Genomic DNA, 23015 nt, shown 5'->3' on the forward strand with positions numbered 1-23015 from the left:
CTGTCTAAAACATTCTTCTAAAGTAGAAAGGCGTCCGAACCCAGCGCTGCTTCCCTTACAAGGAAGCAGGAACAGGTGCAGCCGGGGCAATCAGCTTTTTCTGCTTGAGTTCATCCCAGAAGGCGACAGGAATTGAGACTTCCATAGATTTTGCATTAGCCTGCATCTGGGCCGCGTTACGCGCCCCTGGAATGACCGCCGCGACAGTCGGATGAGCGGCCGCAAACTGAAGTGCTGCCGTACGCAGGTCAGTTCCATGCTGTCTGGCAATGGCTTCCATTGTCGCCCGCTTGCGCCCCATGCCGGACGGAATGGTGCCCGCGTAATCGTAGCGATTGCGTCCGGCAGCATAACCTGCGTTCAGCGGCGCGCCGATAACGGCTGAAATGCCACGTGGCGCAAGCGCAGGTAAGGTGTGGGTCAGCGCCTCGTCATGCCGCAGGATGGAATACTGCGTGGCCAGAAGGACAATATCAGGGTCTCCGATCTCGATGGTGCGCAGGACGGCCTGAGGCGTATTGACCCCAAGCCCCCACCCCCGGATGAGACCTTCTTCCCGCATCCGGGTCAGCGCCGGAATGGCGCCTTTGGCAGCCTGGTCAAAATAGCTCGTCCAACGCGAACCCATATCCCTGTTTTCTGGTGAGAGGTCATGAATGTAGACGATATCGATCCGGGAAATTCCCAGTCTTTGCAGGCTGTTCTCGATCGAGCGCCGGACGCCGTCCGCCGTGTAGTCATAGCGGTACGCGAAAGGAGACGGATCATGCCACATCGTGCCACCAGGCGGCTGGGGTGCTGCGGTCAGCAGGCGTCCAACCTTGGTGGAAAGGACGAATTCATCCCGTGGTCGCGTATGCAGGAAATGACCAAACCGCCGTTCACTCAGACCCAGACCATACCAGGGTGACGTATCGAAATAGCGCACCCCGGAAGCCCATGCGGCTTCCAGCGCGGCTTCGGCATCTTCATCCGTGCCGGCCGCAAAGCCGTTTCCAATCGGAACCCCGCCAAGCCCCAGGCGCGTCGGGGGACGAAACCGCTGGCCCGCCTGCGCCACATTCAATGGCAGCGTATTACGGACCACGTTTCCCATGGTGGGGGTAACGTCTCCGGCATGCTGTGCGTCCTGGGCCTGTCCGCTTCGGGGCATCAGAACCGCAGCGCTTCCCAGGGCAGAAAGGGCGAGAAGATTACGTCGGGTGACCGTCATCACAGCCTCACATGATATGGATGTGACTTCTAATGCCTGTAACCGGTCGGGGTTCTGAACTGTCCGGGCCCGGTCCGGAAAAAACACATCAGCATGTCATTCCTTCTGGCCTTGGCCTGCCCCGGGAATCCCCATCGGGCTGGTCCCGGCATTTCGCACGGCCCTGAAACATATTCTGGCGAGTGTCTTCTTGCAGGAAGCCTTTCTGGGTCTGCTTGCGTCTTAATATAAGGGCGACTGCTGTCCATCCGCTCCGTTCACACTGGGCAGGCAGAAAATTATGGCCATGAAAGCGGGCGTCGATTGTTCCTTCATAAGCATCACGATGGCACGCATTATGCCGGAGATTGACGCGAGCGAATGAAGTCGACGAACGCGCGGAGCGGCGGTGGCAACTGGCGGCGACCGGAATAGTAAAGCATGGGCCCCGAGAAGGGCGCAGCCCAGTCTTCAAGCACTACTTCCAGCGCACCGCTGCGGATGTGAGGCGCCAGCCAGTCTTCAAACAGGCAGACAATGCCAAGACCGGCTATCGCAGTATCAACCAGAAGATCGCAGGCTGATCCGGGTTGGACCAATAAAGGCCCTGGTGGATCAAGGCGAATAACCTCACCATTTTTCTCGAACTCCCACATCGCTGGCGCGCCACTGGAGAAGCGAAGACGCAGGCAGACGTGTTCCAGCAACGCGCTCGGGTGCTGGGGGCGCCCTTTCGCAGACAGATAGGATGGTGCGGCCGCAGCAAGGACGCGCTGGTTTCGCGGCCCGATGGGGACAGCAATCATGTCCTGTTCCAGACGTTCTTCATAACGGATACCTGCATCCGCGCCAGAGGCGAGGATATCGACAAAACTGTCCTCAACCGTGACTTCCACGCGGATTTGCGGGTGAGCGATCAGGAAGGGCGACAGAATGCCCGGTAGTACAGTCCGGGCAACATTGGCCGGCACGTTGAGACGGATCGTGCCCGCGGGCTGGTCGGTTTGCGCGTGGACCGTATCGAGTGCTGCGCTGATCTCGGCAAGGGCTGGCGAAAGTCGCGCAAATAGTCGAGTGCCCGTTTCTGTGAGCGAAATGCTGCGTGTGCTGCGATGAAGCAGTCGCGTACCAAGACGGGCTTCCAGTCGCCGCAAAGCTTCGCTAAGTCCGGACGCCGAAAAACCTGAAACGCGCGCAGCCTCCCGGAAACCACCCGCCCGCGCAACCGCGACGAATGCTGAAAGATCATCAAGCTCGAATGACATTGTGCGAATTTCCGTACGACCCGTTCAGGATTGAACAGCTTATCGATCATTTGAGCGTAGTCCATGTTTGATGCGCACCCCTTATCAAGGAGATACCAATGAACAGTCGCATCAATGCAGGAACCTTTTCACTCGGCGACCGCATCGTGAACCGTATGGGATATGGGGCGATGCAGCTTGCAGGCCCGGGTGTATTCGGACCGCCGCGAGACCGCGAAGCCGCTGTTGCTGTGCTGCGCGCCGCGGTCGAAGCTGGCGTCAATCATATTGATACCAGTGACTTCTATGGCCCGCACGTCACGAACCAGATCATCCGGGAAGCGCTGCATCCTTATGATGATGACCTTGTGATCGTGACCAAGGTTGGTGCGGTACGGGGCGAGGATGCGTCATGGCAACCAGCCCAGAGCGCGGAAGATCTGACCAGGGCCGTGCATGACAATCTGCGCAACCTGGGACTTGATCGGCTTGATGTGGTCAACCTGCGGCTGATGGGTGACATTTTTGCGCCAAAAGAAGGCTCGCTGACAGAGCCGTTTTCAGCACTGGCTGCCCTGCGTGAACAGGGCCTCATCCGCCATCTCGGCCTCAGCAATGCGACTGCTGCGCAAGTAGCCGAAGCGCAGACGATCGCGCCAGTCGTATGTGTGCAGAACCATTACAACCTCGTTCATAGAAAGGATGATGAACTGATCGATGCGCTAGCGGCACAGGGCATTGCCTATGTGCCATTTTTTCCGTTGGGTGGGTTCAGCCCGATCCAGTCGGATGCCCTGTCCGAGGTCGCGGCCGATATCGGAGGAAGCCCGTTGCAGGTGGCGCTTGCCTGGTTACTGGCCCGTTCACCCAACCTGCTGCTCATCCCGGGGACTTCGAACCCCCTTCATCTGTCGGAAAACCTTGCAGCCGCAACGCTGGAACTGCCGGCTGATGTTCAGGCGCGGCTTAACACGATCGCCATCACGTAATTTTTCAGAATCATTTTAGTACGCAGTGCTGTACGCTTTCAGATCGCATTACCTTTTTTCGGAAAGGCGTTTAAGCGGGGAAAGCGGTCAGGCCACTTCGGAGCGCCCAGACGACGTTTCCTGCCATTCAGTCAACTGCGTGTGACGGTCACTGTGCGCCCGGCTCAGCCGTTCCGAAATCAGAACAGAAGGTCCGAATCCCGACCTTTCGGAAAACGCCTGTTTGCCATTCTTCAGGCAAGGAACAGCTTGCACTTCCATACAAAATTTTATATAGATCGAATAACTCGTCGCTGGTCCCACTCGGACAAAGGCCTACAGTAACACCGAGGGAGTCCGCGCGGTGGAAGTCCAGATTAAGAAGATCGAAGGTAATTGGGATGCAGGCTATGCCCTACACAAACACACGCTTTCGAGTGTCTATCTTGGAGTAGATGAATGGGGCCACGATCGTTTCGAGAATACCCGGTCGGAACCTGGCGAGGCACTCTATCAGCTTAAGTATCGCAGCGACTGGAACCAAATCGAGCCGCTAGCCACGCAGATCCGGGACACTCTGCTTCCCCTGTTCGGCAAGATTGGATTGATTGTTCCCATGCCAGCCTCGACTGCGCGCGCCAAACAACCCGTGAACGAACTGGCCTATGCGCTCGGCCGGTTGACGAATACCCCTGTGTTTGACGAACTGATCGTGAAAGCTCCGGCCCCGGCGGGCAGTCCGGCACTTAAGAACCTACATACTAGGGAGCAAAAAGATGCAGCCCTAGCGGGTCGGATTAGCATCAACGAGTGTATCACGAATGAAGGCAGATGGAACGCCTTGCTACTCGATGACCTGTTCGACACGGGCGCGACAATGGATGCCGTATGTCAGGCGTTGCGCGGCTATCGAAAGATCAATCAAATCTACGCGGCTGCGATTACTTGGAAATAGATTATGAAAACAGTATTCATAGCCGGATCAATATCCATCAGGCGTCTGCATGAGAAAGTGCAGGAGCGCATCAATAACATCATTTTGCAGAATCTGAATGTCGTTGTGGGTGATGCCGACGGCGCGGATGCGTCCATTCAGGAGTGTTTGCTTGCCAATCACGCCAGCAAGGTCACTGTGTATTGCACGGGCGAATCACCGCGCAACAACATCGCGGACTGGCCAGTGCATCACGTCAAGTCGAAGGCCCGAGTTGGCACGCGTGCATTCTTCACGGCGAAAGACTTGGAGATGGCCAAGAACAGCGATTTCGGCCTGATGATCTGGGATTGCAAAAGCACTGGCACACTCAGCAACGTTATCGAGCTATTGAAGGAAAAGAAAAAGTCTGTCGTTTTCGTCAACAAAAACAAGGATTTCGTGACGATCAGCGACAAGTCAAGCCTCGATCATCTGTTGCACTTCATGTCGGAGCATGCCCGCTCCAAGGCCGAGGAAAAAATAAGCTTATCCGCAAAGATGTCCGCGCTGAGTCAGGATAGTTTTCTGCTTGATGGGCCGGCCAACGACGTGCCCGAGAGTGTAATCGGCGCGTCGGCCAATCCTGTTGCAATAGAAGCGGTCACTGGCATGGCCGAAAATGAGAGCGTGAAGCTTCGCTCCATGCTGATGTCGGCACTTGCTGATTATATCGTACGGTCCCATCTAAGCCAGTTGCAAGCGGCTAAGGTGTTCGGCGTGACGCAACCGCGTATCTCCGATCTGACGCGTGGCAAGGTCGATGTGTTCGGGCTGGATACCCTTGTAAATATGGCCTCGATGGCTGGCCTGCGTGTCGAAATGCAAGTAAGAGAGCAAGTCAGTAACCCCTCTTAACGAGGCATTCCGGCGCGCCTTGGCCGCAACAATGTGCTTCCCAAATTCATAAGCTGTCAGCCGTCAGTCGGCAGTTGACCCAGACTGGCCCGCAACAGATCGTGCTGTTCATGTCCGCTTCACGGAATGTAGATCAAAACGCCGAACGGCCAGCATGAGGCGATTGCCGCCGTTCTGCTTCAAATTCATTGAGCAGAATATTGGTTAAGCTGGGGAAGCGGTCCGTCGAGTGTCCGACAAGAACAATCAGAAGCGGGCGTCTTCAACAATTCCAGCATGGATCAGTCTTAACTGTTCCAGTAACGCTTGTCTCACGATACATTTGACAGCGATGTCGAAATCCAACTCCCCCAAGCCTAAGCAGAAGGCCCCACGCACTCTTGCGACGGGAGGCGGCAATGCGACTGCTTCTGGGGTCAACTTTCAACAAAGTCTCGGCGCAGTCTTCGGTCTTTGGCTTATCACAGAAACCCCTGTTGACCCCCGTCTTCAGCTTGGGGGCGCGAAGATCACCGCCTTTCGCATGGAAACCGAAGCGCCGTTGGACGATGCGTTCGCAACGACCTCGGATGACGGGATAATTTGCGCTCAGGCCAAGAATACGTTGTCCCTATCTGATAGCCCGGCAAGCGAGTTCGGCAAGACGGTTGATCAGATCGTTCGTCAATGGCGTCTTTGCCGTGACGGTACGGGCGATCTCGAATGGAATCGCCCGCTCGACCCGGCAAAAGATCGGCTTTTGATCGTCGTCGGCCCCGGGTCCCCAGCAACTACCCGCCACAACCTCGCCAAGGGACTTGAGGCGCGGCGCCAACCAGGTGCGCCGGTGCTTACCGCTTCGGAAACCAAAGCGCTTAGGCAATTCGACGCTTGCGTCCAACGAAGCTGGGTGGCGACTGGAACCGCTGATCCCCTCGACGATGGTACCCTGCAAGCCATCTCGCGCCTGACCTACGTTTACACCATTGATCCAGAGGGTTCGGACCGTGGTGCTTGGGCCGCCGCCCTGGGTCCTGCGCTGCAGACGCAGGCTGAAGGCCCATCTGTCCTTAATCTGCTGGAGCGGATTGCTGGTGATCTGATGGAGGAACGCGGCGGACGGACGTTTCCTACGCTCCGCGCCGATCTGATGGCGCGCGGTGCGCGCCTCGCTGCCAAGCCCGACTTTCGCAAAGATATCGATACCCTGACCGACTACTCCCATCAAACGGAGCGGATGCTGGCTGAACTGGAGGTTGTTGAAGCGGGGGACGACGACGTAGTCGGCATTACGCGTCACTGCCAGTCCGTCGTTAACGCAGCGGCTCTCGGGGGGCACCTGCTTCTCATCGGCGAACCGGGTGCCGGGAAGAGCGCAGTGATGAACGCCCTCGGCAAGGAACTCAGGTCGCGGGGAAGCGACGTGGTGCAATTGGCCGTAGATCGCTTTTCGGTCGAGTCACTTGAAGGTGTGTCGCGGGCCCTCAGGCTTGACCATGATCTGCCTGCTGTACTGGACGCCTGGGACGGCCCGGGTCCGGCCTTTCTCCTAATTGACGCGCTCGACGCCAGTCGTGGCCGATCCGGCGAAGCAGCATTTAAGCGCCTAATTGAGTCGGTCATCGAGCTTGGAGGTCGCTGGACGGTGGTGGCGTCCATCCGAATCTTTGATTTGCAGCTCGGCCAGAACTTCCGATCTCTATTCAAAGGCACACCGCCAGAGAAGGAACTGCAGGGGGAGGGTTTTGCCAACGTGCGGCACATCCAGATCCCACCTTGGTCCAATGACGAATTCGCCGAGCTCCTAAGCCGTACTCCGCGCCTTGCCGAGGTCCTTGCACACTGCAGCGCAAAGCTTCGTGAACTGACCATGGTGCCGTTTAATACGCGCCTCGTGGCCAACCTGGTTGCAACCGGCGCGCTTAGCCAGGATTTCACGGGAATTGATTCCCAAATCGCCCTGCTAAACCTCTATTGGGACGAGCGCATCCGCCCCCATGGGGTGACCGCGGAAGTCTGCCTACGTGCGATTGTAGAGCATATGGTAGCTGCCGGCGCCCTTCGCGCTCAGCGGCTGAAAGTCGCTATCGCCAGTCCCGCGATGCTCGAGACGCTCACGGGTGAAGGCGTCCTCATTTCCACCAACGCGGAGCGGTCGGTGCATTTCCGCCACCATCTCCTCTTCGACTATATCGCCAGTCGAGTGTTCCTTGATCCTGATGACATCGTCAACGGCACCGCGCCCTTCCCCAAAGCGCAGGGTCTAGGACTGCTGCTAGCCCCGGCGATGGGGTTCCTACTGCAAGCGCTCTGGGCCGAGGATACCGATCATAACCGGTTCTGGACCGCCGTAAGCACTCTGCTGAGCGCGCCAAACTGCGACCCTGTCATCCGCAGCGTTGCTGCTCGCATGGCCGCCGAACTTCCCGTCGTCTTCGCGGACGTCGATGCCTTCGCGACCAAGATTAATGGAAGGTCTGCCGCTGAAATTGCTGCCCTCCCTCGCGTGATGGGCGCCATGGCAGTGCGGCTAGAGGACGAGCCGAGCGTGCCGCTGGCACCGTGGGTCCATCTGGTACTTACACTTTCGGCCCAACCGGAACCGGTTGCCGGCGTCCTCAGGATGATGGGCTTCATGCTCGTCAAGCGCGTGCACGACGCCAATCTGCGTACCAGCCTTGGTATAGCCGTTCGCGCGCTGCTGACCTACGGTTTCACCTTGGAGGATTCTCAAGAGCTTGCCACACCGGCAATCGGCTTTGTTTCCGACACCATCACGACTAATGTCGATGCGTCAGTCGCCTTACTGCGCCAGGTGCTCTCAAAGGACCGCTTCGACCGCTTTGCCCCCCAGGAACTACCAGCTCTCGCCCAGAAGATTAGGCAGATCGCCGTCGCCTCACCCGGGTTCGCAGTCGAGGTCTACCAAAGCGCCTTCGCAGGCCAGATTACTGAAAACCGACAGACTTCGATTGGCAACAGTCGAATCCTGAACCTGACCTCCAACGCGAGACAGGACTTTGAGGCGGCGCGCTGGTCGCTGAAAGAATATTTCCCGCATTTCCTGTCCATGTCGCCGGTCCAGGGAACGGAAGCGCTTATAAAGGCGCTCGACGGCTACGTCGCAAGAGAGCATTCAAGTTCGAAACATTTAGCAGTATTAAACTTCACAGTGGACAGAATCGCTGTCCATCTGCAGCCGGATTACAGCCACATCTGGGCTCACGACCCTCACCCAAAGTACGCCGAAGACGCCGACGAGCTCCTTTCCCAATTCCTGACGTGGCTCAAAACCGGCGAGGAATCAGCAGTTTTGGCGGCGGTGGGCCACGCCGTTCTGTTCTGTACGCTGGGGGTACTGTGGTCTCGGCTATTCATGGCTGCTGCTGAACGTGGCGGTGTTTTGGCGCAGCGTCTGCGCCCTTATGCGGCCAGGCCCGAGTTTTTGCTTGCCCCCGACACATGCAAGGACGCCATTGATCTCCTGGCCGCTCAATATGATCAATTGTCGGAAACGGAACGTCGGGCACTGGAAACCAGCATGCTTACTCGCCCTTTCAATGAATACGTTCATCCGAAAGCAGCCAAAGAAGACTTCCTACGGCGATTATTTGGAACCATCGGAGCCGAGCGCTTGTCGACCGACGAAGCGAGGGCAGTTCTGACCGCTGCGCCCGAAGGTGAAACCACCAATAACCGGCTGTACAGACTCACGTCAGGCTGGGTTGAGGCGCATGATGACTATCGGTGGCTGAGCCAGGAAGCCAGGGAAAACCCGGTCATTCGCGAGACAATTACCGATATTGACCTCGTTCGTGAGACGCTGCGGCTGGGAACGGAGGATAATGAGCCAATAGAAGATCGCGAGGCTGTCCTCGCCGCCTTGGGCGAGTTGTACGGCCGCCTCAAGGACGAAGCCATTCCCGATCGCCATTTGCTTCATCAGGCCGAAGGCTCCTTCGCCCAGGGGCTCCATGAACTGGTCAGAAGCGATCTCATCGGCCCCAACACTGGGCGTAGCACGGTCGCACAACTCCTCGCCTGGATCGAAGACGCGAGCCACCTCAGCAATCCGGAAGTCAACGAAAACACCGAAACGGAATTCGAGGAATCTCCATCCTGGGGGGCACCCTCGGCCCGGTTTGAAGCTGCTGCTGCCGCGCTTGACCTCTGCCGCAAGCACCCGGAAGTCTATGCGCAACTCGAAACCCTCATCGACCGCATGCTGAATGATCCCCATCCCGCCGTGCGGATGAACACGGTGCTGCACCTTGTCAAAATCTGGAATGTCGATCGCGCCGGCTTCTGGCGTCGCGCCGTCCAGGTTGTCCAGACGGAAGGGAACCGCAGCGTACTCGATGCCTTCGTCTCTCATATTGTAGAACGACTTGTCTGGCAGGAAGCGGACCGCGAGGTGGCCGACCTTGTCCTGTCCATGGTCAGATGCTTTCCTGCGAACGACGCGCGCAACAAGACGATCCGACATCGTTTGGTGGGATGCCTGCTACAGCTGTGGTTCCGCTTCGAATTTGAAGACGCGGCTTTCCAGGTCCGCGCCTGGTTCCACAACATAGCCGATAATCCCGAGGAGGTACGCTACGGCATCCAATGGCTGCGGTGGGCTTTCACAGCAGGACTCCGATCTCAGGATAAGTCTGACTTAGCGATCCAACGCCGCCTGGCAATCGACCTACTTGGCCGCGCTGTTTCCCAGGCAGGTATCGCACTACACCGCTACAAGACATTAACCGAGCCGAGCGAGGCGGAGAGCATACGCGCCCGGCAGGCGATGCAGATAATTGATATGGCCTGCCAGCAGCTCTATTTCAGTTCAGGCGCCGCCGGACATGGAGATGCCGCCCCAGCCCCTTTGTCCCGGGAAAGTGCAGCCACTTTCTTGCATGAGACCGCATCGATACTGCGCCAGATCGGGCAGCACGGTAGCCCGCACACGGTCTACTACCTGATCCAGCTCCTTGAAAATCTAATCGAGGCAGACCCGGCCGGTGTCTTCGACTTGATTGCCGCTGCTGTGCTTCAGGGTGGAAAGGCGACTGGCTATCAGTTCGAGCATCTGGCCTGCGATCTAATGGTGAAGTTGACCGGGCGCTTCTTAGCCGATCACAAGGAGATCTTTGACGATCCGCCACGTCGAACGGCCTTGGTCGACACGCTCGAGGTGTTCGTCGCAGTCGGTTGGCCGTCGATCTGGCGGCTGTTCTATCGGCTCCCGGGATTGCTGCAATAGCGTTCAACCCTTAAACGGAGGACCCGGTTTCAGTGGCGGGACTGAGGAAAACGGTCATTCTGGTCCGGCGTTTTGATCTAATGACAGTTTCACTCCGTCGTGGTTTAGGCCAAAATCGCATATGCGATAATCTGACCTGCATTTCACCTTTCCCATAACCGAAAGGAAAACGTCGATGATACGTTTGCGCCATCTCGTCATCGCCGCGTTACCATTTCTTATTGCCGGGCATGCGAATGCCCGCATGGTCGACAGGCCGGTTTCGTGGACATTCGAGGGCGTGCGCTATGACAGCGTCCTCGTTTATGACGGCGCGACGACCGCGCAGCGGCCGGGTCTTCTGATGGTTCCTGCATGGTTTGGCGTCAACGAGAACGCGATCCGCAAGGCCGAAGGCATAGCGGGGCAACGCTACGTGGTCCTACTGACGGATATGTACGGCAACACGGTCCGCCCGAAGGACACCGCTGGCGCGCATGATGCCGTATCCCCTCTACTTGCGGACCGTCCTATGATGCGCCGTCGCGTTGCCTATGCCCTGGCGCAGTTCAGGTCGCTTGCATCGCAGGCCCCAATCGACACGACCCGTCTTGCTGCTATCGGTTACTGCTTCGGCGGTGCGGCCGCCCTCGATCTCGCCCGGTCCGGCGCGGATATCGCGGCCGTGGTCGCGTTCCATGGCAATCTCTCGACTGATAACCCCGTCCTCGCGCATGCAATCCGGGCGCGTGTCCTTGCCATGAACGGGGCGGATGACACCACAACCAGCCCCCAGTTTGGCGGCTTCCTGACCGAGATGCGCGGCAGTCCTGCCCCGTGGCAGTTCCTGGCCATCGGCCATGCTGTCCATTGCTTTACCGAAAAGGAAGCAACGGCCTCATCCGGCCTATGCCGGTATGATGCGCAGGCAGATGCGTGGTCGTCTATGATCATGCGCGCGTGGCTCGACGAAAGTTTCTCCTCGCATTGACGATCCGAGATGAATGTCCCGCTCCGATCCAGACTGGCCGGGAAAGCGGAAGGGCGTCTACCCTAGCGTTTGCCTCCATAGCCGTGTGTGGGTCAGGACGACGCGATATGCTGCAACTGGATCGGGTTCATGTAATCCCGGATCAACGTCACCTTGCCGTTACGTCGTGTGATGAACCATACATAGGTAATCTCGCAGGGGGCCCCGTCAGAAATCCGGTTATGGTGGCCGACCGCTTCCACGATCAGTTCTTCGCCGATTTCACGTACGCGTACATCACTCAATGAACCAAAGCGAATGAATGACGGCAGACGCCGCATGTATGCGGCAATATTATCCCGTCCCGTCAGGCTGGTCGGCATGCTTTCAGGCGCAAATGGAAACTCATGGACGGCATCCGTGGCATAAATCGACATCCAGCCATCGATATCGCCCTTCCTGAGCGCTTCGAGTGCTGTCTCAAGCCAGTGGGGAAGGATAGATGTTGGCGCCATGCACCGCTCTCCGATATGAATTAAGGACCATGAGTCCAGAAATTCCATCCTTAACGGACCGACAGTCCGTAATGCAACGTAAAAATCGGGGGCGGCCGCCTGCGTCACCTGACGATATGCTGGCGGCCGCAGACAGGCTTTTTGCCCAAAGTGAGATTCCGGGTGCGGTGACAATGGATGCGATCGCTCTGGCCGCCAGTGTCGGCAAAGGCACCCTGTTTCGGGCATTCGGCAACCGGGACGGCCTGCTGGATGCGCTTTGGGCTGCCAAAATCGCTACATTGAAAGCTAGTGTTGAAAGCAGTGCGCCCCCATTTGATGCCAGCACTGCACCGCCAGATCGTCTTGTTGCGTTTCTTGATGCCATCCTGATGTTCAAGATTGCGAACAGACATCTGATCCGCGCCCGGGAACTCAGCGGGGGACTACTTCAATCTCCGCATTATCAATGGATGCATGCAGAAGCGAGACGCTGCATTATGGATGCGGCAGATACTGCCGATACGGCTTATGCCACCTATAATGCCCATTCTCTGTTAGCGGCACTGCATATCGACCTGATTGATGAGATGCTGGTACAGGGCCTGTCTCTCGAGACAATCCGGGAATTTCAGGCGACCCGCGCTAGAAATGTTCTTCACCCTTGATAAGCGATTTTTGCTTTAGGGAGAGTGACCGACTGGCAGCTTTGCGGTTTTTTACCAGTCAGATTTCGAGCATAAAAAGCGATAAGTTGACAGCCGGAATAGGTATCTGAGCGAGCACATGACCTGATGATTATTCAAAAAAACTCTCATAACTGACCAGAAAGCGACCAGTTCACACGGGCGAACTGGGACCACACATGAGCCCCACGGGCGGGGTTGAATCTCCCTGCTCGTTCACATACTGTGCCTGTGGACGTGTAAAAGTCACAGCCCGGTTGGTAGTCCGGGTGGCATTTACGTTCGTGCAAGCTTCTCCGCCTGATCAGGAAGAAGCCACCCGCACGTCCTTTTCTGTGAACAGGAAAGGTGTGTCCTATGTTTATTGCTAAATGGATGATCGCTTTTGTCGCAATTTATGGCGGCCTGGGCGGCTTGATCTTTGACGCGGTGATACCATCAACCGCATGCCAGCACATACGAAATCCGAAGTGGCCACCCCATGCCAAATTCCATAACGGACAGACGATGCTTTTGGGATTTTGCAACGCTGCCATCGCCATTGCACTGCTATTCGCCTTGCCTTTGAGCCTTGGCAGTTTCTTGCTCGCGGCCGCACTTGCGGAAGCCTACTTCCTCTGCATGCTGATGGCACCTGTCTTCCCAGGTACCGCCTGGAGTGACCCTGAGTTCGTGGCTATAAACCCGAAGCCATTCGGCATTCCAGTGCAGAAACTTCTAAGCCTGCTTGCGTCCGCTGTTGTTCTGATAGCTGTGCTGATCGTCATCGTATAGCCAATCTGCCGCCGCGTCGCCGGGTAGGGTCACGTCTCGTGGGATTACACCCTATGCGGCTCCCGAATTAGCTAGCGGTATGACAGTGGCGTTTAATGCATCATTCCTGATGGAAAGCTCCCGGGACGAAAAAACAGGGCTACTTTAATGGCTGTTGTCCGATTATGGGCGGTAATATCCTTGCCGCGGACGTCTTGGATAAGGCGAATACCGTCGGTCTGCACAATGCACTGAGCAGACTGACGGTTATTACCATATTCATTCCCACTGACTGTCGCCAGGACCATCCCGATGCCTCCCTCAAGGGGGATGGAGCCGCCAACGCGTGACGGCACGTCACATCTGAGAAGAAGACTCATCCCGTCGAACCAGTGGCAGGAAGATATCGTCGACAATCTCGCGGATGGCGTCATCAGACAAGGGCTGAAATGTCATCATCATCTCATGCCGGGCAAGATCCAGCGGAAGTGATGTGATCCGCGGCGTGAGACGACCCGGATCGATTTCGCCCCGTTCGATTGCACGTCCAATGATGGCATGGAACTGGCTGCCGTCTACAATACGCGCCCGTATGTCGGCAAAGCTTGATCGTTCGGCCACGAGATCCTTCTGCATGTCGAAGAACAGTTGCAAGTCGCGGGATCCGGCGCGATCCGACATGCAGCGGAGAAGATGACAGAGTTCTTCCCGCAGGCTGCCCATATCTGAAATGACGATATTCGCCCGCGCGAATTGCTGCGCGAGCGCCGCCGTCGCGAGTGCCGTGCGGCTGGGCCAGCGCCGATGCAGCACCGGGCGGCTGGTTTCCGCACGACGCGCGACGTTTTCCATCGTCAGGCCCGCATAACCATGTTCTGCCAATTCCGCCCAGGTCGCTTCCAGAATCGCCTCTTCCAACGCCGCACCGCGTCTTCGTGTCTGTCTTTGTGAGGTGGTCCCGTCCGTTCGGACAGTTTTGCGGGCTTGATAAGCTATACCCGGTTGTTGTTATGCCGCCCTTCTGACGGCGTTGCTGTTGGCCATCTGGTCCGGGGTTAACCCCGGACCAGATGGCGTCGGCACGTCATGATACGCCTCATCGGGCGTTCGTCCAGCCAGCGCCGTATGCGGACGCCTTTCGTTATAATGGGCGATCCATCTGCCAAGCCCGGCCCTCAGCTCTGATCCGGTCTCGAACGCGTACAGGTAGACGCATTCGTATTTCAGCGACCGCCACAGACGCTCGATGAACACGTTGTCCAGCCAGCGACCGCGCCCATCCATGCTGATGCGGATCTGACGCTCTTCCAGTATCCCGCTGAAACGGGGTGTCGTAAATTGCGACCCCTGGTCAGTATTGAAAATGTCCGGGGCGCCATAGCGCATGAGGGCATCCTGTAGCGCCTCGATACAGAACTCCACGTCCATCGTGTTCGACAGACGCCAGGACAGGACCTTGCGCGTGAACCAGTCCATGATCGCCACGAGATAGAGAAATCCCCGTTTCATGGGAATATATGTGATATCGGAACACCAGACCTGGTCAGGCCGATTGATGACCAGATCCCGTAGCAGATATGGATATTTCCGATGCTCCGGATGGGGCACGGTCGTGCGCGGCTTCTGGTAGATCGCCCGCAGGCCCATGATCGCCATGAGCCGCCGGACCCGCTTGCGGCCCACTTCATGTCCCTGGCGGCGCAGATGCCATGTCATCTGCCGTGAGCCATAATACGGCGTTTCCAGGAACTGGGCGTCGATCAGCCGCATCAGCTCCAGATTGGCTTCGCTCTGTGGCACAGGCCGATAGTAGACGCCCGACCGGTTGAGTTGCAGCAGCGTGCATTGCCGGATTATCGGCAGGCATGCTCTCTTCGGGTCAATCATCTGCCGCCTCTGATCACGCCCAACCGAGCAGAGGCATCCCGCAAAAAATCCCGTTCCACCAGCAACTGGCCGATCTTGGCGTGCAGTTTCTCTACATCAGCAAGGCTGACTGAAGGTTCCGTTACTGACTTACCAGAAAAAAGGCTTGCCATGCCCTCGATCGCCTGCCGTTTCCATTGGGCGATCATCGTCTGATGCACGCCATGTTTCGAAGCCAGTTCCGCCAGCGTCAGTTCCCCACGGATCGCCTCCAGCGCAACCCGTGACTTGAACTCTGCCGCATACCGTTTCCGCGTAACCTTGCCCATAAAACCCGTCCTCGTTCAGGCCAGATGATAGCTTATCGCCCTGTCCGAAAAATGGGGACCATGTGTGGACGGCCCTGACGATGCAAGTGGAAAGTATGATTTTGGTGGTCGGGTGCAGCCATGTGTCCGGCCTGTTTGCGCAGCCCGGGGGCTGCTGGCCCTGATGAAGTCCGCGGATTGGATCCCTGATCACCTCTGCGCGCTTTTTCTGCGCTTGGTCCCGTCGGGTTTATCCTCTCCCCGGCCTGACCGGTTCGCCATCATATCTCACCACTCCGCACATTCACCTTCGTCGCTTTTGGTGTTCGACGAGGGCGAATCTCTGAATTCTTTCAGGCGCTCCTGGCGCTGTATACATTGCCCGTTGTGAGGAGTGCCCAGACAATCCTGGCAGTCTTGTTGGCGAGAGCGACAGATACGACACGCGCCGCCTTCTTCTCGAGCAACTTTGCGGCCCATTGACGACTGGCGTTTTCCTTGCGTGCAAGACGGATCACCGCCGTGGCGCCCAGCACGAGCAGGCGTCTGAGATAGCTATCCCCCTGTTTGCTGATGCCAACCTGTCGTTCCTTGCCACCACTGCTGTGACTTTTGGGCGTCAGACCAAGCCACGCAGCGAATTGACGGCCTGACCGGAAAGTCGAGGCATCCGGAACGGCCGCGACGATCGCGCTGGCAGTGATCGGGCCGATACCGGGAATGCCAGCCAACCGACGGCTGACACTGCTTGCCCGATGTTCCGCGACGATCTGCTTCTCGATATCGTCGATGTGTTGCTCAAGAGCCCGCAGATGCGCGACAATTTCCTGAAACAGTTTCCGAGCGGGCTCGGGCAACATCTCCTGCTCCGCATGCAGCAATGTAATCATCTGGTTCAGGCCCGCGACGCCAGCTGCCGATATAATACCGAACTCGGCAAGGTGCCCCCGCAGGGCATTGACCTGCATGGTTCTTTGACGCACCAGCAAATCCCTCGTCTTGTGCTGAAGCAACGCTGCCTGCTGAGCCGGTGATTTGACTGGCACGAAGCGCATCGTCGGGCGGGTCACCGCCTCGCAGATCGCCTCGGCGTCAGCGGCATCAGTTTTACCCCGCTTGACATAGGGCTTCACATAGACCGGCGGCATCATCCTGACCGTATGTCCGAAAGCCGCAATCGAGCGCGCCCAGTAATGCGACGTGCCACACGCTTCCATACCGACCAGGCATGGCGGGAGTGTTTCAAAAAACCGGAGAACTTCACCGCGCCGTAAGCGACGGCGTACGAGAATGTTCCCAAGACTATCGATCCCATGCACCTGAAAAACATTCTTGGCCAGGTCGAGGCCAATCGTCGAAATCGTTCCCATAGGTGGCTCCATGCGTTGTAGACGGTGACGATTTCATCCTCGCACATTTCGTGCGGGGGCCGTCCACAACATCACCTCTGCTATCTCATAATTGGAAACATGTTCGGTGAAAAAATTTCACGACAATGAGATCGACCCGATAGGCAAGTCTCTTAACTCCGCGGCGTGGTCAAGTGTGGATCGTCATCTGGCGCTTACTGATCGCGGCCGTACACTCTCGATCCATCGGTCATGTTTTTTCCTGTTGCGCAGGGGACATGCGGCTACGGATATACAATCGGCGCAATAATCAGTGAAGCATGACCTAAATACTGACGTACAGATGGACTATTACTGCAAAAACATACTACCCACGCAATTTTCTGGCGTCCTGCAAAGCACGATGAGACTGGTGATATGTCTCGCCACCCGCGCCCATGCTCCTTGAGGTCCAATGCGGCGCGGGCATGCGAAAAAGGCTATGCTGCGAGGCTCATAAAGAGTCCGGCGTTAAAAACGGATGTGCTGGCAGATGCCATAAAGCGGCCGCTCCGCTGTTAACTCGACCAAATAAATTCACGAGTCAAACTTCGGTTTGTTGGCATAACAAATCTTATGAAATACAAAGATTTGGTTGTGTTACTGGCCTTGGTCTTTGTCATAAAGACGGAATATTCCCACTTTGCGTCGTTCCTACCTCGTAGGCGACGGACGGCGCTGCTGTTCGCCAGATCGAGGATCGCCATCGGTTCGCCGCGTAAGTTGGCATGACCCTCACTCCAGTTCGGTCGCGCGTCGACTTATCTGAAATTAACACACCATAAAATCCGAGGACTAAACACCTTAGGTCGAGGAGATAATCGGGTTGAATGATGGGCCACGCTGGGTCGTCGACTTAGCACTACTTTGGCAGAATGTGTTGCGAGGTCTGGAGTAGAAGGTTTCCACAGTGGGGGCATTGCCCGATGGGTGGTCGCAGGATGCGATCAAGAATGGCCTGTCGTATTGCTGGCAGACTGGGCTGTGGTGGTGGGCCGGTGACTCTTTTTTTTCCGCCCGACCGCCGTGAGGCGCCGGGACTGGAGAAAGGCGTAGGCCATCATGGACATTAGGGCGTGTCGGTGCAGGCCTGTCCATGATCGCCCCTCAAAGTGATCGAGGCCCAGTTCCTCCTTGAGTTGCTGATGCGCCTGCTCGCAGACCCATCGGGCTTTGATCGCAGCGGCCAGTAGCCTGAGGGAGGAGTCGGCAGACAGGTTGGACAGATAGTATTTCCGTTCTCCAGTGGAACGGTGCTCGCCAATCAGCCAGGCTTCCTCCCCGGGCATATGCTGGGCCGTCCGGCCACCGATACGCTGGGCTGGACCATCTGCAACGCGTATCCGCATGGCTGCAAAGCGGGCCGCCAGGCCACCTTTGGTCCCGCGACGCCAACTGACCCTGCGCCATGTTGCCGTTTCCAGTATCTTATGGGCAGGGACAGATTGCTGGTCCGGTACCGGATGCATCCGGGATGGGCCGCGCTTTCTGGCCGGAAACACCAGCTCCACATCGGTGGAATAGACTTTCTGATGGCGTGGTATCCCGACTGCCCAGCGCAGGCCCCGCGCACTCAGGGCCTGACGGAACGGGGCGGACAGGCCATAACCGGCATCCGCAAGAACACAGCCAAAACGGACACCTGCGGCACAGAGGCGATCAATCTCTTCGATCGCCATCTCCGGTTTGGTCCTGGAGCCCTGATGTTCCAGTGGAACACCAGCCCGATTCAGGCGTGCCGGATCTGCTGTCCAGATATCGGGCAGGAACAGACGGAGTGACAGCATCAGTGGCACTTCACGCGAAGCCAGTGTCACGGACACCAGTGTCTGACAATTCGCTTTCTTGCCCAGGGTCGAAGCATATTGGGGCGCTACGCCAACAGAATGTTCTCCCTTTTTGGGAAGGGAGGTATCATCGATGATCAGCCATGAACGCTCCCCGCCCACCAGATGGTCAGCATGACGCCACAGAGCAGCCTCAAGTGGCGCACTGTCCCACACACCGGCACTGACGAAATGATGCAGCCGGTCATAAGGGATATCGCCATTGCGTGCAGCCATGGGCTGCACGCTCTTGCGGTCACCAGGTCCGATCAGGCCTGCAATATAAGCCGGACACATCGCCCGCTGCGCTTTGTGACCCAGGGCCGCCAGAAATGGCGCAAGCCATACTTCCAGATCCGATCGCCAGTCGGTGTTCATCGCCAGCTCCCACTACAGCGGGTCTTCCATGAATCACTGATCGCACCCGTTGGGAATCCTTATCCCAAATTTTCTGCCAAAGTAGTGCTAGCCCTTTATGAGCAGCCCCAATTATACTGGATGCCAATCAGATAGATGCCGACGAGCCAGATCCCTGAATTTACTTCGTTCTTCCTGGCTTGGCCCATTTGAAACCGGCGCGGGGCTTTCATCCCAATTGCGAAAGGGGAAACGTTGAGCAAATAGTTGCTGCGCAAACTGCTCAATCTCTTTCTCGCTACAGAGTAAAGCAACAGCCTCTCGTCTATTTGCCCATTTCTATATTAATTATTATTTCTGCAATATATAGGGAGTTGTCGGTATTATACAGGCCGCATTTTCGTGCTTCTTCTCGCAAAAAGGACAGTGCATTTTTTATATTATTTGCTTTTTGTGTAAATTCATCATCGCGCTCGTTATGCTGCATACTTTTTCTCAAAACTGTAGTTGCTAAGAACCGCCTTGGTAACGTTTAGTTTTGCACGGGATTTATCAAGAACAGCCTGCGAGACGGGTACAACTGCAGAAGCCACATCATGGCCTGATGGCAGTGTCATGCGGTTATGAATATGGGCTTCAACACCCGCGCCGGGAACAATCCGCTTCAGGACACCCCAGGCTGTCAGAAATAGGTAGGTATCAATGTTATTGATAATCGAAAATTCGATGCATGCCAGAATGAGTTCGGCAGAAATCTGCCGACGCAGAGAGAATGGCAGGTCACGTTCTACACCAAAACGCGTTATCTCCCACACATTCGCGCAAGAAGGTGCGTTGGTGGAGGGCAGCATATCAGGCCAGAGAGTTTCCAGCATATAAGGCCGGTTGGTTGGTAGTAGCCGGATCATGCCCCGAACAGCGCCCGCATTATCACGCCATACGAGATACACAGCAGCCGGTGTATCAAACTGGTCGTATTCCATGCCTTTGTAAAATGGCACATCCCACTGTTCATGGGTCACAAAATGGCGGTAACGAAACTTGAACTGCTCGGCGAGGGCGTCTCCACACCATTTGGCGTTTTCAACGGTTACGACTTCAATCATTGATCCGCTCTCTTCCTGTTGGATGAACTGATCATTCATGAAAATCGACAGTCAGGTTACCTGTCAGACCTGACAGGTTTTACAGTTCAATCAACCCTGCACAGATAGCCCGCACCACACCCATGATACGATTCGTACATTTCAGCTTCAGCAAGGCATTGTTGATGTGAAAGTTAACAGTGCGCTCACTGACGCCAACAATCATCCCGGTTTCCCAAGAGCTTTTGCCCTTGGCTGTCCATCTCAGACATTCTTTTTCACGCGGGGTAAGGATGGGGAGCGACACATCTGCCGGTTCATCCAATTTTTTATAACTTGCGATAAAGAAATTAGATAAGGCGCGCAGATAAAGTTCAATTTCCTGCTCTATGTTTTTATCTGTAAACGCAAAACAAATGGCATAAATTAATCTGTCATGTGTATGGACTGGTATTGTTAGTCCCTTTTTTATGCCAAATTCATATACATCCCTTATTATTTTCTTTTCTGCTTTGTTTATATTTCTTATTTCATGCCAAAAATATGGATGACTCATGAATCTGGATTTTTTTATTATGGGATCAGAGATTATATAATTGTTCTCAATGTAGAAATTGACCCATTCCGTCGGATACCCGACGTGTATAAAATTTTCTTTAGGATCTTCAATCCTGTTCAATTCCACAATGGTTACGTGGACACTCCCAACTGACAGAACGGCACCGAGATAGATGGATAGTAGATCGTGTTTAGTGGCTGCGTTCTCAAGGTCATGTAGTTTCGCCAGAAGGTCAATCGTCAAGCCCACCATCTGTGCTGCGCCTACCTCCAGTGCCATCCAATAGTAAGCCTAAATTATATGATGTATTTATTCTACAGATTTATCATAGCGATTGTCGTCCTCAGACCGGGAGCAGCCTACGCAGCCAAAAATCTTCCCCGTCCATCTTGCCTAGGTGATATCGTTATCTGGCTCAACCGGAGCACTGGCATCTACTGTCCGTTTGCCTTTGAGGCATGCTAGCACTACTTTGGCAGAAAATTTGGGATAAGGATTCCCAACGGGTGCGATCAGTGATTCATGGAAGACCCGCTGTAGTGGGAGCTGGCGATGAACACCGACTGGCGATCGGATCTGGAAGTATGGCTTGCGCCATTTCTGGCGGCCCTGGGTCACAAAGCGCAGCGGGCGATGTGTCCGGCTTATATTGCAGGCCTGATCGGACCTGGTGACCGCAAGAGCGTGCAGCCCATGGCTGCACGCAATGGCGATATCCCTTATGACCGGCTGCATCATTTCGTCAGTGCCGGTGTGTGGGACAGTGCGCCACTTGAGGCTGCTCTGTGGCGTCATGCTGACCATCTGGTGGGCGGGGAGCGTTCATGGCTGATCATCGATGATACCTCCCTTCCCAAAAAGGGAGAACATTCTGTTGGCGTAGCGCCCCAATATGCTTCGACCCTGGGCAAGAAAGCGAATTGTCAGACACTGGTGTCCGTGACACTGGCTTCGCGTGAAGTGCCACTGATGCTGTCACTCCGTCTGTTCCTGCCCGATATCTGGACAGCAGATCCGGCACGCCTGAATCGGGCTGGTGTTCCACTGGAACATCAGGGCTCCAGGACCAAACCGGAGATGGCGATCGAAGAGATTGATCGCCTCTGTGCCGCAGGTGTCCGTTTTGGCTGTGTTCTTGCGGATGCCGGTTATGGCCTGTCCGCCCCGTTCCGTCAGGCCCTGAGTGCGCGGGGCCTGCGCTGGGCAGTCGGGATACCACGCCATCAGAAAGTCTATTCCACCGATGTGGAGCTGGTGTTTCCGGCCAGAAAGCGCGGCCCATCCCGGATGCATCCGGTACCGGACCAGCAATCTGTCCCTGCCCATAAGATACTGGAAACGGCAACATGGCGCAGGGTCAGTTGGCGTCGCGGGACCAAAGGTGGCCTGGCGGCCCGCTTTGCAGCCATGCGGATACGCGTTGCAGATGGTCCAGCCCAGCGTATCGGTGGCCGGACGGCCCAGCATATGCCCGGGGAGGAAGCCTGGCTGATTGGCGAGCACCGTTCCACTGGAGAATGGAAATACTATCTGTCCAACCTGTCTGCCGACTCCTCCCTCAGGCTACTGGCCGCTGCGATCAAAGCCCGATGGGTCTGCGAGCAGGCGCATCAGCAACTCAAGGAGGAACTGGGCCTCGATCACTTTGAGGGGCGATCATGGACAGGCCTGCACCGACACGCCCTAATGTCCATGATGGCCTACGCCTTTCTCCAGTCCCGGCGCCTCACGGCGGTCGGGCGGAAAAAAAAGAGTCACCGGCCCACCACCACAGCCCAGTCTGCCAGCAATACGACAGGCCATTCTTGATCGCATCCTGCGACCACCCATCGGGCAATGCCCCCACTGTGGAAACCTTCTACTCCAGACCTCGCAACACATTCTGCCAAAGTAGTGCTAGCACGTCCGCGAACGGCAATAACATCGATACAGACGGCGCGCCTTATCCGCGGACGGGCTGAAGGCGGAAACAATACGGTGAGTCATGGTCCACATAGGCCATGATCGGCCAGAGCCCGCAGCATTGTCATGACAATGCCTCCGGCTTGAGTGCGCGGGGCCTCCGTATAGCACAATGACAGACGGTCCTTTACATGTAGACATGTCTCCGATCGCAAATCTCTGGTAGAAGAAGACATGATTGATACTGGCGTCAGAAGCAGCTTGCCTAACCACGCTAACCTGGGTGAGGCCCGGTTGGGGTGCAGAAAATACTATATACAGCCGATGTAAAACGGAACTCGGTTCGTCGCAGCTCGTACGTGGAAACACCAAAAGACCAG

15 protein-coding genes and 2 pseudogenes are annotated in these 23015 nt (G+C 56.4%); 8 read left to right on the top strand and 9 right to left on the bottom strand.

Translation table 11 applies throughout. The features are described 5' to 3' along the window. Window positions 1-55: 55 nt before the first annotated feature. Together ACE2AA_RS17325 and ACE2AA_RS17330 are read right to left on the bottom strand one after the other, a co-directional pair. Window positions 56-1213, bottom strand: a complete 1158-nt coding sequence (locus ACE2AA_RS17325) for an aldo/keto reductase (RefSeq protein ID WP_395372325.1) — start codon at window positions 1211-1213, stop codon at window positions 56-58. A 335-nt stretch (window positions 1214-1548) separates the two neighbouring features. Further along, the gene (locus ACE2AA_RS17330) at window positions 1549-2457 is read right to left on the bottom strand and encodes a LysR substrate-binding domain-containing protein (RefSeq protein ID WP_395372327.1); all 909 of its coding nucleotides are present in this window, start codon (window positions 2455-2457) and stop codon (window positions 1549-1551) included. 98 nt (window positions 2458-2555) lie between these two features. Here ACE2AA_RS17330 and ACE2AA_RS17335 point away from each other — a divergent pair, with 98 nt between their 5' ends. The 5 genes from ACE2AA_RS17335 to ACE2AA_RS17355 all read left to right on the top strand — a co-directional run bounded on the left by ACE2AA_RS17335 (window position 2556) and on the right by ACE2AA_RS17355 (window position 11432). Continuing rightward, window positions 2556-3425: an aldo/keto reductase family oxidoreductase gene (locus ACE2AA_RS17335; protein ID WP_395372329.1), complete on the top strand. Its 870-nt coding sequence runs from the start codon at window positions 2556-2558 to the stop codon at window positions 3423-3425. A 343-nt stretch (window positions 3426-3768) separates the two neighbouring features. Next, on the top strand, window positions 3769-4359 hold the full coding sequence (locus ACE2AA_RS17340) for a ComF family protein (protein WP_395372330.1): 591 nt from the start codon (window positions 3769-3771) through the stop codon (window positions 4357-4359). Between the two features lie 3 nt (window positions 4360-4362). Next, on the top strand, window positions 4363-5235 hold the full coding sequence (locus ACE2AA_RS17345; RefSeq protein WP_395372332.1) for a helix-turn-helix domain-containing protein: 873 nt from the start codon (window positions 4363-4365) through the stop codon (window positions 5233-5235). A gap of 229 nt (window positions 5236-5464) precedes the next feature. Continuing rightward, window positions 5465-10462 (top strand): hypothetical protein, encoded by a 4998-nt coding sequence (locus ACE2AA_RS17350; protein WP_395372334.1) that lies wholly within the window; start codon window positions 5465-5467, stop codon window positions 10460-10462. 175 nt (window positions 10463-10637) lie between these two features. After that, on the top strand, window positions 10638-11432 hold the full coding sequence (locus tag ACE2AA_RS17355; RefSeq protein ID WP_395372336.1) for a dienelactone hydrolase family protein: 795 nt from the start codon (window positions 10638-10640) through the stop codon (window positions 11430-11432). Window positions 11433-11524: 92 nt separating this feature from the next. Here ACE2AA_RS17355 and ACE2AA_RS17360 read toward each other — a convergent pair whose 3' ends face one another. After that, window positions 11525-11926: a nuclear transport factor 2 family protein gene (locus ACE2AA_RS17360; RefSeq protein ID WP_395372338.1), complete on the bottom strand. Its 402-nt coding sequence runs from the start codon at window positions 11924-11926 to the stop codon at window positions 11525-11527. 71 nt (window positions 11927-11997) lie between these two features. On the opposite strand from ACE2AA_RS17360, the gene ACE2AA_RS17365 reads away from it, so the two are divergent. Further along, complete coding sequence (locus tag ACE2AA_RS17365) at window positions 11998-12573, top strand: TetR/AcrR family transcriptional regulator (RefSeq protein WP_395372339.1); 576 nt, start codon at window positions 11998-12000, stop codon at window positions 12571-12573. A gap of 375 nt (window positions 12574-12948) precedes the next feature. After that, window positions 12949-13365, top strand: coding sequence for a DUF6640 family protein (locus tag ACE2AA_RS17370; protein ID WP_395372341.1), 417 nt, complete (start codon window positions 12949-12951; stop codon window positions 13363-13365). Between the two features lie 336 nt (window positions 13366-13701). On the opposite strand, the gene ACE2AA_RS17375 is transcribed toward ACE2AA_RS17370, so the two are convergent. The 6 genes and pseudogenes from ACE2AA_RS17375 to ACE2AA_RS17400 form a co-directional block, all read right to left on the bottom strand. Next, window positions 13702-14262: a TetR/AcrR family transcriptional regulator gene (locus ACE2AA_RS17375; protein WP_395372343.1), complete on the bottom strand. Its 561-nt coding sequence runs from the start codon at window positions 14260-14262 to the stop codon at window positions 13702-13704. A gap of 90 nt (window positions 14263-14352) precedes the next feature. Next, window positions 14353-15539 (bottom strand): IS3 family transposase gene (locus tag ACE2AA_RS17380; protein WP_395372345.1). Its coding sequence is split into 2 segments (ribosomal slippage): window positions 14353-15269 and window positions 15269-15539, totalling 1188 coding nucleotides; the frame shifts between segments, so codons are not numbered across the junction. A 332-nt stretch (window positions 15540-15871) separates the two neighbouring features. Then, on the bottom strand, window positions 15872-16888 hold the full coding sequence (locus tag ACE2AA_RS17385; RefSeq protein WP_395370563.1) for an IS110 family transposase: 1017 nt from the start codon (window positions 16886-16888) through the stop codon (window positions 15872-15874). A 968-nt stretch (window positions 16889-17856) separates the two neighbouring features. Next, window positions 17857-19110, bottom strand: a pseudogene (locus ACE2AA_RS17390) (IS701 family transposase); the annotation flags it as partial. 455 nt (window positions 19111-19565) lie between these two features. Further along, the gene (locus ACE2AA_RS17395) at window positions 19566-20234 is read right to left on the bottom strand and encodes an acyl-homoserine-lactone synthase (RefSeq protein WP_141302669.1); all 669 of its coding nucleotides are present in this window, start codon (window positions 20232-20234) and stop codon (window positions 19566-19568) included. Between the two features lie 40 nt (window positions 20235-20274). Next, complete coding sequence (locus ACE2AA_RS17400; protein WP_227001136.1) at window positions 20275-21012, bottom strand: autoinducer binding domain-containing protein; 738 nt, start codon at window positions 21010-21012, stop codon at window positions 20275-20277. A 273-nt stretch (window positions 21013-21285) separates the two neighbouring features. Between ACE2AA_RS17400 and ACE2AA_RS17405 the strand changes: the two are divergent. After that, window positions 21286-22539, top strand: a pseudogene (locus ACE2AA_RS17405) (IS701 family transposase); the annotation flags it as partial. Window positions 22540-23015: the final 476 nt, after the last annotated feature.

The sequence above is a fragment of the Komagataeibacter diospyri genome (assembly GCF_043995075.1).
Classification (GTDB): domain Bacteria; phylum Pseudomonadota; class Alphaproteobacteria; order Acetobacterales; family Acetobacteraceae; genus Komagataeibacter; species Komagataeibacter diospyri.

What these genes read in the sequence shown, in the direction of transcription:
- ACE2AA_RS17325 (WP_395372325.1), bottom strand. Translation starts at nt 1,213, where the DNA reads ATGACGGTCACCCGACGTAATCTTCTCGCCCTTTCTGCCCTGGGAAGC.
- ACE2AA_RS17330 (WP_395372327.1), bottom strand. Translation starts at nt 2,457, where the DNA reads ATGTCATTCGAGCTTGATGATCTTTCAGCATTCGTCGCGGTTGCGCGG.
- ACE2AA_RS17335 (WP_395372329.1), top strand. Translation starts at nt 2,556, where the DNA reads ATGAACAGTCGCATCAATGCAGGAACCTTTTCACTCGGCGACCGCATC.
- ACE2AA_RS17345 (WP_395372332.1), top strand. Translation starts at nt 4,363, where the DNA reads ATGAAAACAGTATTCATAGCCGGATCAATATCCATCAGGCGTCTGCAT.
- ACE2AA_RS17355 (WP_395372336.1), top strand. Translation starts at nt 10,638, where the DNA reads ATGATACGTTTGCGCCATCTCGTCATCGCCGCGTTACCATTTCTTATT.
- ACE2AA_RS17360 (WP_395372338.1), bottom strand. Translation starts at nt 11,926, where the DNA reads ATGGCGCCAACATCTATCCTTCCCCACTGGCTTGAGACAGCACTCGAA.
- ACE2AA_RS17365 (WP_395372339.1), top strand. Translation starts at nt 11,998, where the DNA reads ATGCAACGTAAAAATCGGGGGCGGCCGCCTGCGTCACCTGACGATATG.
- ACE2AA_RS17370 (WP_395372341.1), top strand. Translation starts at nt 12,949, where the DNA reads ATGTTTATTGCTAAATGGATGATCGCTTTTGTCGCAATTTATGGCGGC.
- ACE2AA_RS17385 (WP_395370563.1), bottom strand. Translation starts at nt 16,888, where the DNA reads ATGGGAACGATTTCGACGATTGGCCTCGACCTGGCCAAGAATGTTTTT.
- ACE2AA_RS17395 (WP_141302669.1), bottom strand. Translation starts at nt 20,234, where the DNA reads ATGAATGATCAGTTCATCCAACAGGAAGAGAGCGGATCAATGATTGAA.
- ACE2AA_RS17400 (WP_227001136.1), bottom strand. Translation starts at nt 21,012, where the DNA reads ATGGCACTGGAGGTAGGCGCAGCACAGATGGTGGGCTTGACGATTGAC.